Raw genomic sequence first — 15,005 nt, 5'->3', positions numbered from 1 at the left:
GGCGTTGTGGCTGGTCGCGCCACGCGGCGGAGCCGCAAGTGTCAGAGCCCCGCGCCCCTTTGGGTCGGCGGCGTCCTAGCATCTTTGCAAGTGAACGTACGTATCGGAAGGCGCGCCATGGCGAAGGCGGTTGAACGGCCTGCGCGGACGAGTGTGTGGTTGGACGGGAAAGCCGCGCATCGGAGCAGTAGTGGTCGTAGCGGGCATCCCTCCGGGCTGGACCGGGACCGTATCACCGAGGTGACCGTCCGTCTGCTGGACGCGGACGGGCTGGCCAGGTTCTCCATGCGGCGGCTGGCCGCCGAGCTGAACGTCACGGCGATGTCGGTGTACTGGTACGTCGACACCAAGGACGACCTGCTCGAACTCGCCCTCGACGCCACCTCCGCCGAACTGCGTCTGCCCGACCCGGAGGCCGACGGCGAGGACTGGCGCGACCAACTGCGCATGCTGGCCGGCGAGTACCGTGCCCTGCTGGTCCGCCACCCCTGGGTGTCGCCGCTCACCGGGACCTACCTCAACATCGGCCCGCACGCACAGGCCTTCTCGCGTGCCGTCCAGCGCGTCGTCCGCCGTACCGGCCTGCCGGCGCGGGGCCTCACGGGCGCCATCGCGGCCGTCTTCCAGTTCGTGTACGGATTCGGCACGATCGAGGGCCACTTCATCGCCCGCTGCGCCGACGCCGGCATGACCCAGGACGCCTATTTCCAGCGCGCGATGACCGCGGTGGAGGCCGCCCCGGAGGCCGCCGGGTTCATCCAGGAGTCGGCGGACATCATGGCGGCGCGGGGCGGCGGCACGGTGGAGGAAATGCGGGAACGAGACTTCGACTTCGCGCTGGAACTGCTGGTGGCGGGCATCGACGCGATGGTGAAGACCCATCTGGAGTAGACCCACTTGGAGTAGACCCACCTAAGGGGCGCGGGGCTCTGACACGTGCGGCTCCGCCGCGTGGGCGCGACCAGCCACAACGCCGCCGCACCCGCAATCGAACAGAACCCCCGAGCTCTTGGGCGCCCGTCACTCCGGCGGAGCCAACCGCGCCGGGAACCCACCCGTGGCCACCGGCCCCCACCGCTCCGGCGTCACCCGGATGATCGACTTGCCCTGCCTGACCATGGCCTCGCGGTACTCGTCCCAGTCCGGGTGCTCACCGGAGATGTTGCGGAAGTACTCCACCAGCGGCTCGACCGAGTCCGGGGAGTCGATGACCTCGGCCGTGCCGTCGATCTGGACCCACGCCCCGTTCCAGTCGTCGCTCAGCACGACCAGGCTGACGCGCTCGTCCCGCTTGGCGTTGCGCGTCTTGGCGCGCTCGGGGTACGTCGACACGACGATCCGCCCCGAGTCGTCGACCCCGCAGGTCAGCGGCGAGGCCTGGGGGGAGCCGTCCGCGCGCCGGGTGAGCAGGATCGCCCGGTGGCGGGGCCGTACGAAGTCGAGCAGCTCGGCCAGGGAGACAGCGGTGTTCGTAGCGATGTTCGGTGCCATGGCGCCAGCCTAGGCGCAGGTCAGGGAGTTTCCCCTCCCCGGTACGCGGGACACGACCGTCATCGGCACCCGGCACCCGGCACCCGGCACCCGGGACTCGGCACCCGGGACTCGGCGCCCGGCGCCCGGCGCCCGGCACCCGGGACTCGGCCGCCGGCACCCGGCCGCCGGACAGGCCGGTTCGAGCTGCCGCCGCTGCAAGCGGGCTTCTGCCGGTGGAGGGTCCGCGCGGTCGGTCTCTCCGGTGTCCTGGGATGAGGCTCCGGACGAAGTCGCGTGGTTCGAGGTGGGCGGGTGAGTGAGACCGCCCGGTTCTGGAGAGGGATCCGAGCGGACGGACAACCCAAACCTGAGGGCGGGGAGCGGTATGAGCGACGGTTCGAGCAACGGTTCGAGCAACGGTGAGTACGACAACAGCGCGGACCAGTGGCCCCTTCTCTCCGACTGGATGTGGGACTGCGCCGACTGTGTCCGGCTCTACGAGGAGATGCGTCACGTACAGGCCGAAGTGGCCGGGTTGACGGCCGAGGACTCCTCCGTCGACTGGGACTTCGCCGACAGCGTCCTGGGAACGCAGATCAGGCTCAGCCGCCATCTCGCCGACGCGCACGCCGAGTTGCTGCCCCCGTGGGATCCGGGCTGCGGAACCTGCGCCGAACGTCAGGAGAGCCTGGCGAAGGCGGAGGGGCGGCCCGACTGGATGCCCGCGGCCGTGATGAACGCCGAGGAACACCGAGCCCGGCACCTCTTCGTCCCGCCCCGGATGCTGCGCCTGCTCTAGCCCGCCCTGAGCTGACCTGACCTGACCGGTCACACCGTCGGCCCGTCACACCCTCGGCCCGTCGGCAACGCGTCCCCGCCCGCACCACCTGGTCGCGGTTCCAGAACGCGGGGAGACCGCACATGCCTGACTCCCCGCGGCCTTCCGCTACTTCCCGCCCGAGTGGGCGCCCTTCTCCTCACCAGAGGTCTCCGCGGCTTCCGCGGCCTGTGCCAGCGCCCCCTTGGTCCGCAACGGGACCTCCCTGATGAACAGGGAGAAGACGAACGCGAGCAGGGCGGCCGGGGCCGCGTAGAGGAAGACGTCGCCGATGCCGTGGCCGTACGCGCCCTCGATGACCGTGCGCAGCGGGGCCGGCAGCGCGTCGAGGTCGGGGATGGTGTTGGAGGTGGAACCGGAGAGCGCCGCGGCGTACTTCGGGTCGATGGTCGCCAGGCCGTCCTTGAGGTGCTCGGTGATCCGGTGACCGAGGACCGCGCCCAGCGCGGAGACGCCGATCGCGCCGCCGAGGGAGCGGAAGAACGTGACCACCGAGCTGGCGACGCCCAGGTCGGAGGGGGACACCTGGTTCTGGGTGCAGAGCACGAGGTTCTGCATCATCATGCCGACGCCGAGCCCGAGCAGCGCCATGTAGACGGCGACGTGCCAGTACGGGGTGTCGAAGCGCAGGCTGCCCAGCAGACCGAGACCGGACGTCACCAGCACACCGCCGGCGAGCAGCCACGCCTTCCAGCGTCCCGTACGGGTGATGACCTGGCCGGAGACGGTGGACGCGATGAACAGGCCGCCGATCATCGGGATCGTCAGGACGCCGGACATGGTCGGCGACTCGCCACGGGCGAGCTGGAAGTACTGGCTGAAGAAGATCGTGCCCGCGTACATCGCCAGGCCGACGAAGAGCGAGGCGAGCGAGGCGAGGGTGATCGTGCGGTTGCGGAAGAGCCGCAGCGGGATGATCGGCTCGCTCGCCCTCGACTCGACGACGACGAACACCCCGAGCAGCGCGACCGTGCCGCCGAGCATCGCGAACGTCTGCCACGACACCCAGTCGTACTTGTCGCCGGCGAAGGTCACCCAGACCAGCAGCAGACAGACGGCCGAGGTGATGAAGAAGGCGCCGAACCAGTCGACCTTGGCCTGACGCTTCACGACGGGCAGGTGCAGGGTCCGCTGGAGCACGACCAGGGCGACGACCGCGAAGGGCACGCCCACGTAGAAGCACCAGCGCCAGCCCAGCCAGCTCGTGTCGGTGATGACACCGCCTATCAGCGGGCCGCCGACCATCGCGGTCGCGAAGGTCGCGCCGAGGTAGCCGTTGTAGCGTCCGCGCTCACGCGGGGAGATCATCGCCGCGAGGATGATCTGGGCGAGTGCCGACAGCCCGCCCATGCCGACGCCCTGCACGGCACGGAACGCGATCAGCATGCCCGCGTTCTGCGAGAGCCCGGCGGCGGACGAGCCGAGCACGAAGACGACGAGCGCGAGCTGGATCAGCAGCTTCTTGGAGAAGAGGTCGGCGAGCTTGCCCCACAGCGGGGTGGACGCGGTCATCGCGAGCAGCGACGCGGTCACGACCCAGGTGTAGGCGCTCTGGCCGCCGCCGAGGTCCTTGATGATGTCGGGCAGGGCGTTGGAGACGATCGTCGACGACAGGATCGCCACGAACATACCGAGCAGCAGCCCGGTGAGCGCTTCCATGATCTGCCGGTGCGACATCGGCGTGCCGTCGGCGGAGCCGTGGGAGCCTCCCCCGTGCTCGGCGTGCGCCGCCCGCACACCGCCCGGTGTGGTCGTTGCCATTGAGCTTTCCTTGTCTCTGTCGAAGTTCGCGTCGATATCCGTGTCGATGTCCGCGTCGATGTCCGCGTGTGCGTCTGCCTCTACGGCTACGGCCACGGCTACGGGTAGGTCTGGCTGCTGCTTCTGCTTTACGGCGTCGGCTGCGCTGCGAAGCTCTCCCGGAGCCGCCCCATGAGGCGGGCGAGCTGTCCGACCTCCTCGTCGCTCCAGTGGGCGAGCCGGTGGGTGAGCAGTTCGGTGGTCCGCCGGGACAGCTCGCCGAGCTGGGCGTACCCGGAGGGGGTCAGCCGGAGGATGCGGGAGCGCTTGTCGGCGGGGTCGGGAAGACGTTCGATCCAGCCGCGTCCGGCGACGTGCGCGACATGCCGGCTGGTCACGGACATGTCGACGGCGAGCAGCTCGGCGAGCCGGCTCATCCGCATGTCCCCGTGCCGGTCGAGCAGCGTCAGCACGGCGGCGGAACCGCCGGGACACTCGGGCGGCATGATCCGCCCCATCTCCCGCTTCACGGCACCGAAGGCACTGAACTGACGCACCAACTCCTCGTACTGCGCCTGCCCGGCCATCACACCTCCCCATTCATTCGTTGCTCTGGGCAACCATAGAAAAGAATGGTTGCTACAGGCAAATGAAATGAATCAGAGTGGGCTAAAACCTTGGCAAAGGCAAGATTGGCGAACGTAAACGCGCAGGTGGGGGCGGTCTGTGAGGGGGCCCACTTGGGCGGGCGCCGTCGGGTTCGCTAGGGTCCGCATCATGGCCAACACCCAGGGCCCCGAGGGCAACTACGACCCCGCGGGCAGCACCCAGATGTTCCGAGCGTTCGTCGACGAGACCCCCCAGGGCGGCAGCCCCCAGGCATCCGCCCAGGCCGGCCCCCGTATCGGCCTGATCATCGGCGTCGTCGTCGCCGTACTGGTCGTGGCGGCGGTGGCCTGGCTGGCACTGAAGTAGGACCGGCGACCCGGACGGCCGGGGACCTGGAGCCCGAGGGAAGGGTTCTCGGCGAAGGGTTCGCCGACGAGGGGAGTACGCCGTGGCCGGTGGAAACGACTGGGTGAGCACCTCGATGCCCTATCTGGTCCCACGAGCGGGCGGCCAGGGCGACGCCTGGAGCGCGGAGGCCGCGGCGAAAGGGCGCCGGGGAACCCAGCGGATCGTCCACGCGGGAGAGGCGCCGGCCTCCGGCGAGGTCTCCGCGCTGCTCGGTGTCGCCGAGGGCGAAGCCGTGGTCGTACGGCGCCGGGTGATCGAACTCGACGGCGAACCCTGCGAGTTGACGGACACCTATTACCCGGTGGCGGTCGCCGGAGGTACGGGACTCGCCCAGGTCGCCAAGATCCCGGGTGGTGCCGTCACCCTGCTCGCGCGACTCGGGCATGTGGGCGTACGGGTGTGCGAGGACGTGACGGCCGGACTGCCGACCGAGACGGAGCAGGACGCGCTGCGCGTGGGCCCGTACGACCCCGTCCTGCGGCTGACCCGGCTCACCCTGGATGCCGAGGACCGCCCGCTCCAGGCCGACCTGATGACCATGCCGGCCCACCGCCAACGCCTGCGCTACGAACTCCGGATCGGCTAGTCGCCGCCCGGCACCGCCCCGCACCGCGCGAGACGACCGCCAGGAACCGCGGAGCCCTTGGTGAGGGTCCTGGGGGAGACCCTCCGGGGTGACGCAGACGCCTCAGTCCGAGATCAGGCCCTCGCGGAGCTGGGACAGGGTCCGGGTCAGCAGGCGGGACACGTGCATCTGGGAGATGCCGACCTCCTCGCCGATCTGCGACTGGGTCATGTTGGCGAAGAACCGCAGCATGATGATCCGGCGCTCACGGGGCGGGAGTTTGGCCAGCAGCGGCTTGAGGGACTCGCGGTACTCCACGCCCTCCAGTGCCGTGTCCTCGTAGCCGAGGCGGTCCGCCAGGGAGCCCTCGCCGCCGTCGTCCTCCGGGGCCGGGGAGTCCAGGGACGAGGCCGTGTACGCGTTGCCGACCGCGAGGCCGTCGACCACGTCCTCCTCGGACACGCCCAGGACCGCGGCGAGTTCGGTGACCGTGGGGGAGCGGTCCAGCTTCTGGGCGAGTTCGTCGCTGGCCTTGGTGAGGGCCAGGCGCAGCTCCTGAAGCCGGCGCGGGACGCGCACCGACCACGACGTGTCGCGGAAGAAGCGCTTGATCTCGCCCACGACCGTCGGCATCGCGAACGTCGGGAACTCGACTCCCCGTTCGCAGTCGAAGCGGTCGATCGCCTTGATCAGGCCGATGGTGCCGACCTGGACGATGTCCTCCATCGGCTCGTTCCGGGAGCGGAAGCGGGCCGCCGCGTACCGGACGAGGGGGAGGTTCAGCTCGATGAGTGTGTCCCGGACGTACGCGCGCTCCGGGCTGTTCTCGTCGAGGGCGGCGAGCCGCAGGAACAGGGAACGGGACAGGGTGCGGGTGTCGATGGGCCCCGTGGCCGGTGGTGCGGCCGGGAGGGCCTGGACGGCCGGGGCTGCCTCTGCCTCGACCTCCACTACGAGGGCCGGGACGTCGTGAAGCTCGGCGGGCGCCGACTCGCTCTTGGTGAGCGTGAGCACCTTGGAGCTGCCCTGGTCTGCGGACATGCCACCCCCTTTGGGTCGCGGACGGTCGCGGCGGTCGTTCCCGATCTGAGGAACGCAGCCTTCACCTGAATACCGGAGCCGAAGCCACGGCAAACGCTCTTCCGGCAGAATGTCACATGTCGGCAACGCGCTGTAGTGACATGTCGACATGCGGTACATGAATCCGCCCTGGAAACAGGGGGTCTGACGGTGTTTCACCATAGAAATGGCGGGAAGTGCGCCACTGGGCGATTCGCTCTCACAGGTGACAGATCGCTCCTGTGTCCGGTTACCCCGAAAGGGCCGTCCCCGGCGGCGTCCTCGGGTCCGACCCCAGCTGTCCCAACTGTCCCGGCTATCCCAGCTGTCCCAGCTATCCCGGCTACGCCTCGACGCGGTTCGCGGAGCGCAGGCGGGCGAAGCTGCGTGCCAGCAGCCGGGACACGTGCATCTGGGAGACGCCCAGTTCCGCGCTGATCTGCGACTGGGTGAGGTTGCTGTAGTAACGCAGCAGCAGGATGCGCTGCTCCCGTTCGGGGAGCTGGACCAGCAGATGGCGGACCAGGTCGCGGTGTTCCACGCCGTCCAGCGCGGGGTCCTCGAAGCCGAGGCGGTCGACCAGTCCGGGCAGGCCGTCGCCCTCCTGGGCGGCCTCCAGCGAGGTCGCGTGGTACGAGCGGCCGGCCTCGATGCAGGACAGCACGTCGTCCTCGCTGATGCGCAGCCGCTCGGCGATCTCGGCGGTCGTCGGGGTGCGCCCGTACGCCGTGGTCAGGTCCTCCGTCGCGCCGTTGACCTGCACCCACAACTCGTGCAGCCGGCGCGGTACGTGGACCGTGCGGACGTTGTCCCGGAAGTACCGCTTGATCTCGCCGATGACGGTCGGCATGGCGAACGTCGGGAACTGCACACCCCGGTCCGGGTCGAAGCGGTCGATGGCGTTGATCAGTCCGATGGTGCCGACCTGGACGACGTCCTCCATCGGCTCGTTGCGGGAGCGGAAGCGGGCGGCCGCGTAGCGCACGAGCGGGAGGTTCGCCTCGATGAGCGCCCCCCGTACGCGGTTGTGCTCCGGCGTACCCGGTTCCAGCATCTTGAGCTGGCCGAAGAGCACCTGGGTGAGCGCGCGGGTGTCGGCGCCCCGGCTCCGCTGCGGGGCGGGCTCCTGAGCTGCGGGTTCCTGTGGTGCGGGTTCCTGTGGTGCCGGTTCCTGGGCGGTGATCTCTTGGACGGTGATCTCTTGGGCCGTGGCTTCCTGGGGTGGCGCAGTACTGGCCGACACGGTCAACGCCACCTCTTCATCGGTCAACTCATGGTCAACTCATCCGTCAAAAGCGGTCATAGCATCACAAGACATGTGCACTGTGTGCAAGCACCCCATAACACCGTGTTGAGGGAGAGTTGGCCCATGAGGCGCAAAAAAGCCCCACACCGTTCCGGTGCGGGGCCGCCGTGTGGCCGTACGGCTCAGAACTCGTAGTCGGCGATCACCCAGGTGGCGAACTCGCGCCACTGTGCGGCGGCCGACTGGTGGGCCGGGTGGTCCACATACCGCTTCAGCGCGGCCACGTCCTCGACCGCCGAGTTGATCGCGAAGTCGTAGGCGATGGGGCGGTCGGTGATGTTCCAGTCGCACTCCCAGAAGCGGAGTTCGTCGATCTGGCCGCCCAGGGCGCGGAAGGCCTCGGCGCCCGCGACGACCCGCGGTTCGTCGCGCTGGACGCCCTCGTTGAGCTTGAAGAGGACCAGATGGCGGATCACGTGCACTCCCCGGGCTTACTGGCTCAAGTACCTACGTACCTGCGTACTAACTCACTTGCTTACTTGCCGACCGCTACTTGGCGCCGTTGGTGATCCAGGTCATGAAATCCCCTATGGCGCCAGCCGCGGTCGAGACGCCTTCGAAGGCTATCTCGACATATCCGGCCGCTTTCTTCGGGTCCGTGATGATCACGTACAGCACGAAGACCACGAGGACATAGACGGCGATCTTCTTCGCATTCACCGCCACGGCGGCCTCCCCCTCAGACCCCAACAGACCTGATCGCACGATACCTGACCGTTGTCGCACGAAAGACGGCGAAGGGCCCGGTCCAATGGACCGGGCCCTTCGCCTGTTCAGCGGTAGCGGAGGGATTTGAACCCTCGGTGACTTGCGCCACACTCGCTTTCGAGGCGAGCTCCTTCGGCCGCTCGGACACGCTACCGAGAGAGACCTTACAGCAAGGTGTGGCGTGGTTCGAAATCCGTTTTCCCGGGCCCCCGCCGGTGAGGCGGCGGCCGAAGCTGAGAGGGAATCAGGGGTCGGCCGGTGGGCGGCGGTCGTGGCGGAAGAACGTGGTGAGGAGATCCGCGCAGTCGTCCGCGAGGACGCCGCCGATCACCTCGGGGCGGTGGTTGAGGCGGCGGTCGCGTACGAGGTCCCAGAGGGAGCCGGCCGCGCCCGCCTTCTCGTCGCGGGCGCCGTAGACGACCCGGTCGATCCGCGACTGCACGACGGCGCCCGCGCACATCGTGCAGGGCTCCAGTGTCACGACGAGCGTGCAGCCGGACAGCCGCCACTCCCCGAGCTCCGCCGCGGCCCGCCGGAGCGCGAGGACCTCCGCGTGCGCGGTCGGATCGCCCGTCGCCTCGCGCTCGTTGTGCCCGCTCGCGAGCACCGTCGTACCGTCGGCGGCCAGGACGACGGCGCCGACGGGGACGTCACCGCCCAGGGCGGCCCGCCCGGCCTCGGCCAGGGCGAGCCGCATCGCGGCCCGCCACGGATCGCGTACCGGGTCAGGTGTTTCCTGGACGGTCGGGTCCTGTCGGCTCAGCGCACCGTCTCCAGGACCTCCGACGCTCCCAGGGCCTCGGCGATCGCGCCCAGCGCGTCGTCGGCGTCCAGGGCGCGCAGTTCCTTCTCGCCGACCCCGAGGTCGTCGAGGATGACCGGGTCCCCCACGGGGCCGTGCGGCACCGCGTCGGCGGGGGCGCCGGTGTCGTCGTCGGAGCCGGAGTCGGTGTCCGGATCGGAGTCCGACTCACCGTCCTCGGTACCGTCGAGGTCGAGGGCGTCGAGATCAGGCTCGTCGGTGTCCGGATCGCGGCCGAGGAGCTCGGCTGTGAGCAGGATCTCACCGTACGAACTACGGGCAGCGGCGGCGGCGTCCGAGACGTAGATCCGGGGGTCGTCCTCGCCGTCGATGCGGACGACGCCGAACCAGGCGTCCTCCTGCTCGATGAGAACCAGCACCGTGTCGTCCTCGGGGGACGCTTCACGGGCCAGTTCGGCCAGGTCCGACAGGGTTTCCACATCGTCGAGCTCTGTGTCGCTCGCTTCCCACCCGTCTTCGGTGCGCGCGAGCAGTGCGGCGAAGTACACCGTGACTCTCCCACTGTTCCTAGGCGTGCCGGTTGGGGGTCCCCCCGGCGGAGGTTACGGGCGGAGAAGGCTGTGTGCCGAGCCCCACCCACTCGGAATCGTGGCAGAAACGGAGCGTTCAGGGGACGTCTTCGGCACCCTGTGTCCGGCTCTTTTGATCGCTTTCAGGTCGAGCCCTTCAGCAGTGCTTCCGTTGCCGCCACCAGCGGATCGTAACCGGCTTCCCGCACCGCCCTCGCACGGCTCCCCCCTCAATCGGGGGTACTGCCGGGGTCCTACCAGCGGAACGTGCGCATTCGCATGGCGTGGCGAAGACGCGCGGCCTTGGCGCGGCGCGGCTGAACACGGTCGCGCAGCTCGCGCGCCTCGGTCAGCTCGCGCAGGAAGGCGGCCCGCCGCCGGCGCCGTTCGGCCTCGGTCTCCGGGGCCTCGGAGGAGGACTCCGCGGTCTCCAGGGCCTTTTGGGACCGGTCGGCTTCCTGGTCGGCCTTCCGTCGTCCGGCCTGCTGTCCGGCCTGCTGTCCGGGGTCATGGTCAGGCATGGGTAGACACCCCCAATCCGTCCCTCCACCTTCCCTCCGTCGGGCGGTTTGATGCCAGCGGAAGGGTGACGGGGGACCGGAACGGCTGTACGGGGACGCGGAACCGCTGTATGGAGGGCGGGCCGCTGTACGGGACCACGGCTACTGTTAGGGACATGCGTCTCCACGTCGTCGACCACCCTCTGGTCGCCCACAAGCTCACCACGCTGCGCGACCGCCGCACCGACTCCGCGACCTTCCGCCGCCTCGCCGACGAACTGGTCACCCTGCTCGCCTACGAGGCCACGCGCGACGTGCGCACCGAACAGGTCGACATCACCACGCCGGTCGCTCCGACCACCGGCGTCAAGCTGTCCTACCCGCGCCCGCTGGTGGTGCCGATCCTGCGGGCCGGTCTCGGCATGCTGGACGGCATGGTCCGGCTGCTGCCGACCGCCGAGGTGGGCTTCATGGGCATGGTGCGCGACGAGGAGACGCTTGAGGCGTCCACGTACGCCACCCGTATGCCGGAGGACCTCTCCGGGCGTCAGGTGTACGTCCTCGACCCGATGCTCGCCACCGGCGGCACCCTGGTCGCGGCGATCCAGGAGCTGATCAAGCGCGGCGCCGACGATGTGACGGCCGTCGTCCTGCTGGCCGCGCCGGAGGGCGTCGAGGTCATGGAGCGCGAGCTGGCGGGCACCCCGGTCACCGTGGTGACGGCCTCGATCGACGAGCGCCTGAACGAGCACGGCTACATCGTCCCGGGCCTCGGCGACGCGGGCGACCGGCTGTACGGCGCGGCCGAGTAGCGGTCGCCGGAAGGGCTCAGCAGTTCTTCGGGGTGCTGGAGGGCGCCGGTACGGGGTTGGCCAGTGCGGCCAGGGCCTGGTCGGCGTCCTTCTTGTTGGTCAGGGCCGTGAACGTGGTGCCGATGAGCAGGTCGACCTCGGTGGCCGACGCACGCGTGTCGGTCTTCAACTGGGCCCCGGCGAGCTGGGTGCCGAGCAGGGGCAGGGCGGCCTGGACGGCCGACTTCGCGCCGAGCAGTATTCCGGTTCCGGCGATCTTCTTGTCGTACGCCTTGGGCGCGTTGCCGACGTCGCCGATGCGGAAGCCGCGCTTCTTCAGCTCGTCCGCGGCCTGCTTGGCCAGGCCGCTGCGGGGCGTGGCGTTCAGGACGTTGACGGTGATGCCGCCGGGCTTGGGAAGGGCCTTGGCGGCCGCCGTCGGCGTGGGCGAGGGGCTCGCCTTGGTGGCGCAGTCCGCCTTGGGGCCCGCGGCCGTCGCCTTGCTGCCGCCGCCGGTGAAGACGTCGATGAGCTGCAAGGTGCCCCAGCCGATCAGGCCGAGGGCGGCGACGGAGGCCACGAGTCCGAGCACGAGTCTGCGGCGCCCCCGTGGTCGGCGCATCCGCGGGTACTTGTCCCCCGTGATGCGGTACTGGCCGCCCATTCCGGGGGGAGTCAGCATGCTCATGGGCGCAGCGTAGTGCGCCCGGACGGTGATGCCTACTAAATGATCATTGCCCCGGCCGCAGTACTACCCGAAAGGGCCAATAAGCGTCGCCAGGACGGCCATGAGAGGGCCATGAGACGGCCACCGGGCGCCGTGAGGACTGCCGTCAGTCCATTTCGAGGACGCGGGCGTGCAGTACCTGGCGTTGCTGGAGGGCCGCCCGGACAGCGCGGTGCAGACCGTCCTCCAGATACAGGTCGCCCTGCCACTTCACGACATGCGCGAAGAGGTCGCCGTAGAACGTCGAGTCCTCGGCGAGGAGGGTCTCCAGGTCGAGCTGGCCCTTGGTCGTCACGAGCTGATCGAGGCGGACCGGGCGCGGCGCGACATCCGCCCACTGCCGGGTGCTTTCCCGGCCGTGGTCGGGGTACGGCCGGCCGTTTCCGATGCGCTTGAAGATCACACGGAAAGCCTACCGGTCCAGACGTTCCGGGCGCAGCCATGGAGACGGAGTGCGACGCTGGAAAAGGTGTCGTAAAGCGGGGCAAACCGGAAGAGGGGTTCGCCATGAGCGACAGCGAGAGCGTGCCATCGGCCGCCGCGGGGGCAACCACGGACGTCGCGGCGGAGGCTGTCGCCGGGCCATTGCCACCGGCAAACGCCCTCTCCGCGCCCGGCGCCTCCGCCCCGCCCGACCCGTCACCCCGTACGCCCGGAAGTGCTCCCGCACTCCCCCGGACCGCGCTGGAGATCGCCGCCGGGTACGCCTTCACCGGCCCGGCGCTCGATCTGGGCGCCCTGCTGTGGGACGGGACGTGCCTCCCGGACGCCGGGATCCGTATCCCGCTCCCCATGCTCAACCGGCACGGTCTGGTCGCGGGGGCGACAGGGACCGGCAAGACCAAGACGCTCCAGTTGATCGCCGAACAGCTCAGCGCCCAGGGTGTGCCCGTTTTCCTGGCCGATGTGAAGGGCGACGTCTCCGGGATCTCGGCGCCCGGGACGGCGAACGACAGGGTCGCGTCGCGCGCCGCCGAGGTGCACCAGAAGTGGACGGCGACCGGTTTCCCCGCCGAGTTCTACGCCCTCGGCGGTCTCGGCCACGGCATCCCGGTACGGGCCACGATCACCAGTTTCGGCCCGGTGCTGCTGTCCAAGGTGCTCCAGCTCAACCACACCCAGGAGCAGTCCCTCGGCCTGGTCTTCCACTACGCCGACCAGAAGGGCCTCGAACTGCTCGACCTCAAGGACCTGAGAGCGGTCGTCGCCTTTCTCGTCTCCGACGAGGGCAAGGCCGAGCTGAAGAACATCGGCGGGCTGTCCACGGCCACGGCCGGGGTGATCCTGCGTTCCCTGACCGCCTTCGAGGCACAGGGCATGGCGGACTTCTTCGGCGAACCCGAGTTCGACACGGCCGAGCTGCTGCGTACGGCGCCGGACGGCCGGGGTGTCGTCTCGCTCCTCGAACTGCCCGCCGTACAGGACCGGCCGCAGTTGTTCTCGACGTTCCTGATGTGGCTGCTGGCCGACCTCTTCCACGACCTCCCCGAGGTCGGCGACTCCGACCGGCCGAAGCTCGTCTTCTTCTTCGACGAGGCGCATCTGCTCTTCAACGGCGCGTCGAAGGCGTTCCTGGACGCGATCACGCAGACCGTCCGCCTCATCCGTTCGAAGGGGGTGGGCGTCTTCTTCGTGACACAGACCCCGAAGGACGTGCCCGCCGATGTCCTCGGCCAGCTCGGCAACCGCGTCCAGCACGCGCTGCGCGCCTTCACCCCGGACGACCAGAAGGCCCTCAGGGCCACCGTGAAGACCTTCCCGAACTCGGTGTACGACCTGGAGGAACTCCTCACCGGCCTCGGAACGGGCGAGGCGGTGGTCACCGTACTGAGCGAGAAGGGCGCCCCGACGCCCGTCGCCGCGACCCGGCTGCGCGCCCCCGAGTCCCTGATGGGCCCGGTGGACCCGGCCGACCTCGACCGGGCGGTCACCGCATCGCCGCTCCACGCCCGTTACGCACAGGCTGTGGACAGAGAATCGGCGTACGAGAAGCTCACGGCGGCGAAGGCTACGAAGCCCTCCGATGGAACACGTGGGGCGAAGGGGCCGGACGAGATGGCGGCGCCCGCGAAGCATCGGGAGGAACGGACGGGGGAACGGACGGAGGAGCGGAAGGGGGAACGGACGGTCGTCGAACAGGTGGTCGGCAGCGGCATGTTCAAGTCGCTGGCGCGTTCCGTCGGCACGCAGATCGGCCGGGAGATCACCCGCTCCATCTTCGGCACGGCGCGGCGGAGAAGATAGTCATCGGGAGTCCGCCTGGACCCGGCCGGGGGGCCTACTTGCCGGAGGCCTTCGCGGCCTTCGCCGCCGCCTTCATCTCCTGCTTGTGGGCCCGGACCTTGACGAGGGACTCGGGGCCGGTGATGTCGGCGACGGAGCGGAAGGACTTCGGCTCGCCGTAGGCGCCGGCCGCCTCGCGCCAGCCCGTGGGCCGTACGCCGAGCTGCTTGCCGAGGAGGGCCAGGAAGATCTGGGCCTTCTGCTTGCCGAAGCCGGGCAGGTCGGTGAGGCGCTTCAGCAGCTCCTGACCGGTCGCCGCGTCCCGCCAGACTCCCTCGGCGTCACCGTCGTAGTGCTCGACGAGGTACTGGCAGAGCTGCTGGATCCGCTTGGCCATCGAGCCCGGGTACCGGTGCACGGCCGGCTTGTCGGAGAGGAGCGCGGCGAAGGCCTCGGGGTCGTACGCCGCGATCTCGTGCGCGTCGAGATCGTCGGCGCCGAGCCGCTGGGCGATGGTCGCCGGCCCCTTGAACGCCCACTCCATCGGAACCTGCTGGTCCAGCAGCATTCCGGTCAGCGCGGCGAGCGGGCTGCGGCCGAGAAGCGCGTCGGCCTCGGGGTCCTGGGCGAGGTGGAGAGTGACGTCCATGGATCGATCATCCCCCGAGGGCCGCCGGGCCGCGTGCGGGACATGGCCGTACGGGGGGGGGGCTGTCGCTTATAAAC

General features: G+C 69.7%; 18 protein-coding genes, 1 tRNA gene and 1 pseudogene. 6 read left to right on the top strand and 14 right to left on the bottom strand.

The genetic code is table 11. From position 1 onward, the window contains the following. The first annotated feature begins 117 nt into the window (after window positions 1-117). Window positions 118-891: a TetR/AcrR family transcriptional regulator gene (locus AOK08_RS35505; RefSeq protein ID WP_055533674.1), complete on the top strand. Its 774-nt coding sequence runs from the start codon at window positions 118-120 to the stop codon at window positions 889-891. 129 nt (window positions 892-1,020) lie between these two features. Here the strand turns inward: AOK08_RS35505 and AOK08_RS35500 are convergent, their stop codons facing one another. Further along, window positions 1,021-1,491 (bottom strand): PPOX class F420-dependent oxidoreductase, encoded by a 471-nt coding sequence (locus tag AOK08_RS35500; RefSeq protein ID WP_055533673.1) that lies wholly within the window; start codon window positions 1,489-1,491, stop codon window positions 1,021-1,023. Window positions 1,492-1,858: 367 nt separating this feature from the next. On the opposite strand from AOK08_RS35500, the gene AOK08_RS35495 reads away from it, so the two are divergent. After that, window positions 1,859-2,272 (top strand): hypothetical protein, encoded by a 414-nt coding sequence (locus AOK08_RS35495; RefSeq protein WP_055533672.1) that lies wholly within the window; start codon window positions 1,859-1,861, stop codon window positions 2,270-2,272. Window positions 2,273-2,467: 195 nt separating this feature from the next. On the opposite strand, the pseudogene AOK08_RS35490 reads toward AOK08_RS35495, so the two are convergent. Further along, window positions 2,468-3,988 (bottom strand): annotated as a pseudogene (locus AOK08_RS35490) (MDR family MFS transporter); the annotation flags it as partial. Between the two features lie 212 nt (window positions 3,989-4,200). Beyond that, a complete protein-coding gene (locus AOK08_RS35485) occupies window positions 4,201-4,638 on the bottom strand; it encodes a MarR family winged helix-turn-helix transcriptional regulator (protein WP_055533670.1) in 438 nt (145 codons plus the stop codon). Window positions 4,639-4,828: 190 nt separating this feature from the next. Here AOK08_RS35485 and AOK08_RS35480 point away from each other — a divergent pair, with 190 nt between their 5' ends. Together AOK08_RS35480 and AOK08_RS35475 are read left to right on the top strand one after the other, a co-directional pair. Then, window positions 4,829-5,026, top strand: a complete 198-nt coding sequence (locus AOK08_RS35480) for a hypothetical protein (protein WP_055533668.1) — start codon at window positions 4,829-4,831, stop codon at window positions 5,024-5,026. Between the two features lie 115 nt (window positions 5,027-5,141). Beyond that, on the top strand, window positions 5,142-5,654 hold the full coding sequence (locus AOK08_RS35475; protein ID WP_055533678.1) for a GntR family transcriptional regulator: 513 nt from the start codon (window positions 5,142-5,144) through the stop codon (window positions 5,652-5,654). Between the two features lie 102 nt (window positions 5,655-5,756). Here the strand turns inward: AOK08_RS35475 and AOK08_RS35470 are convergent, their stop codons facing one another. From AOK08_RS35470 to AOK08_RS35440, 8 genes are all read right to left on the bottom strand, one after another. Beyond that, window positions 5,757-6,674, bottom strand: coding sequence for an RNA polymerase sigma factor SigF (locus AOK08_RS35470; protein WP_055533666.1), 918 nt, complete (start codon window positions 6,672-6,674; stop codon window positions 5,757-5,759). Between the two features lie 361 nt (window positions 6,675-7,035). Then, complete coding sequence (locus AOK08_RS35465) at window positions 7,036-7,947, bottom strand: SigB/SigF/SigG family RNA polymerase sigma factor (protein WP_055533677.1); 912 nt, start codon at window positions 7,945-7,947, stop codon at window positions 7,036-7,038. Window positions 7,948-8,120: 173 nt separating this feature from the next. Then, on the bottom strand, window positions 8,121-8,414 hold the full coding sequence (locus AOK08_RS35460) for a Dabb family protein (RefSeq protein WP_055533664.1): 294 nt from the start codon (window positions 8,412-8,414) through the stop codon (window positions 8,121-8,123). A gap of 73 nt (window positions 8,415-8,487) precedes the next feature. Beyond that, complete coding sequence (locus AOK08_RS45185; protein ID WP_107101129.1) at window positions 8,488-8,664, bottom strand: hypothetical protein; 177 nt, start codon at window positions 8,662-8,664, stop codon at window positions 8,488-8,490. Between the two features lie 111 nt (window positions 8,665-8,775). After that, a tRNA-Ser gene (locus tag AOK08_RS35455) sits at window positions 8,776-8,860 on the bottom strand. Between the two features lie 90 nt (window positions 8,861-8,950). Beyond that, on the bottom strand, window positions 8,951-9,403 hold the full coding sequence (tadA, locus tag AOK08_RS35450) for a tRNA adenosine(34) deaminase TadA (RefSeq protein ID WP_055533662.1): 453 nt from the start codon (window positions 9,401-9,403) through the stop codon (window positions 8,951-8,953). A gap of 62 nt (window positions 9,404-9,465) precedes the next feature. After that, a complete protein-coding gene (locus AOK08_RS35445; protein WP_055533661.1) occupies window positions 9,466-10,017 on the bottom strand; it encodes a tRNA adenosine deaminase-associated protein in 552 nt (183 codons plus the stop codon). A 275-nt stretch (window positions 10,018-10,292) separates the two neighbouring features. Next, window positions 10,293-10,472 carry a hypothetical protein gene (locus AOK08_RS35440; RefSeq protein WP_055533676.1) on the bottom strand — a complete coding sequence of 60 codons (180 nt, stop codon included), beginning with the start codon at window positions 10,470-10,472 and terminating at the stop codon, window positions 10,293-10,295. Window positions 10,473-10,714: 242 nt separating this feature from the next. Between AOK08_RS35440 and upp the strand changes: the two genes are divergently transcribed. Then, the gene (gene upp, locus AOK08_RS35435) at window positions 10,715-11,350 is read left to right on the top strand and encodes a uracil phosphoribosyltransferase (RefSeq protein WP_055533660.1); all 636 of its coding nucleotides are present in this window, start codon (window positions 10,715-10,717) and stop codon (window positions 11,348-11,350) included. Between the two features lie 16 nt (window positions 11,351-11,366). Here upp and AOK08_RS35430 read toward each other — a convergent pair whose 3' ends face one another. Both AOK08_RS35430 and AOK08_RS35425 read right to left on the bottom strand, forming a co-directional pair. Continuing rightward, on the bottom strand, window positions 11,367-12,017 hold the full coding sequence (locus AOK08_RS35430; protein WP_157876930.1) for a LytR C-terminal domain-containing protein: 651 nt from the start codon (window positions 12,015-12,017) through the stop codon (window positions 11,367-11,369). 145 nt (window positions 12,018-12,162) lie between these two features. After that, window positions 12,163-12,459 (bottom strand): type II toxin-antitoxin system VapB family antitoxin, encoded by a 297-nt coding sequence (locus AOK08_RS35425; RefSeq protein WP_006377352.1) that lies wholly within the window; start codon window positions 12,457-12,459, stop codon window positions 12,163-12,165. 104 nt (window positions 12,460-12,563) lie between these two features. Here AOK08_RS35425 and AOK08_RS35420 point away from each other — a divergent pair, with 104 nt between their 5' ends. Then, window positions 12,564-14,300, top strand: a complete 1,737-nt coding sequence (locus AOK08_RS35420) for a helicase HerA-like domain-containing protein (protein WP_079054460.1) — start codon at window positions 12,564-12,566, stop codon at window positions 14,298-14,300. A gap of 34 nt (window positions 14,301-14,334) precedes the next feature. On the opposite strand, the gene AOK08_RS35415 is transcribed toward AOK08_RS35420, so the two are convergent. Then, a complete protein-coding gene (locus tag AOK08_RS35415; RefSeq protein ID WP_055533657.1) occupies window positions 14,335-14,928 on the bottom strand; it encodes an HhH-GPD-type base excision DNA repair protein in 594 nt (197 codons plus the stop codon). Between the last annotated feature and the right edge of the window lie 77 nt (window positions 14,929-15,005).

The organism is Streptomyces graminilatus, assembly GCF_001418565.1.
GTDB classification, from domain to species: Bacteria; Actinomycetota; Actinomycetes; order Streptomycetales; family Streptomycetaceae; genus Streptomyces; species Streptomyces graminilatus.
The sequence above is the reverse complement of the archived record's forward strand: the minus strand, read 5'-3'. Positions and strand labels throughout refer to the sequence as shown.

Coding starts and splice junctions, on each gene's coding strand:
- AOK08_RS35505 (WP_055533674.1), top strand. CDS start 118: ATGGCGAAGGCGGTTGAACGGCCTGCGCGGACGAGTGTGTGGTTGGAC.
- AOK08_RS35500 (WP_055533673.1), bottom strand. CDS start 1,491: ATGGCACCGAACATCGCTACGAACACCGCTGTCTCCCTGGCCGAGCTG.
- AOK08_RS35495 (WP_055533672.1), top strand. CDS start 1,859: ATGAGCGACGGTTCGAGCAACGGTTCGAGCAACGGTGAGTACGACAAC.
- AOK08_RS35485 (WP_055533670.1), bottom strand. CDS start 4,638: ATGGCCGGGCAGGCGCAGTACGAGGAGTTGGTGCGTCAGTTCAGTGCC.
- AOK08_RS35480 (WP_055533668.1), top strand. CDS start 4,829: ATGGCCAACACCCAGGGCCCCGAGGGCAACTACGACCCCGCGGGCAGC.
- AOK08_RS35475 (WP_055533678.1), top strand. CDS start 5,142: ATGCCCTATCTGGTCCCACGAGCGGGCGGCCAGGGCGACGCCTGGAGC.
- AOK08_RS35470 (WP_055533666.1), bottom strand. CDS start 6,674: ATGTCCGCAGACCAGGGCAGCTCCAAGGTGCTCACGCTCACCAAGAGC.
- tadA (WP_055533662.1), bottom strand. CDS start 9,403: ATGCGGCTCGCCCTGGCCGAGGCCGGGCGGGCCGCCCTGGGCGGTGAC.
- upp (WP_055533660.1), top strand. CDS start 10,715: ATGCGTCTCCACGTCGTCGACCACCCTCTGGTCGCCCACAAGCTCACC.
- AOK08_RS35430 (WP_157876930.1), bottom strand. CDS start 12,017: ATGAGCATGCTGACTCCCCCCGGAATGGGCGGCCAGTACCGCATCACG.
- AOK08_RS35420 (WP_079054460.1), top strand. CDS start 12,564: ATGAGCGACAGCGAGAGCGTGCCATCGGCCGCCGCGGGGGCAACCACG.
- AOK08_RS35415 (WP_055533657.1), bottom strand. CDS start 14,928: ATGGACGTCACTCTCCACCTCGCCCAGGACCCCGAGGCCGACGCGCTT.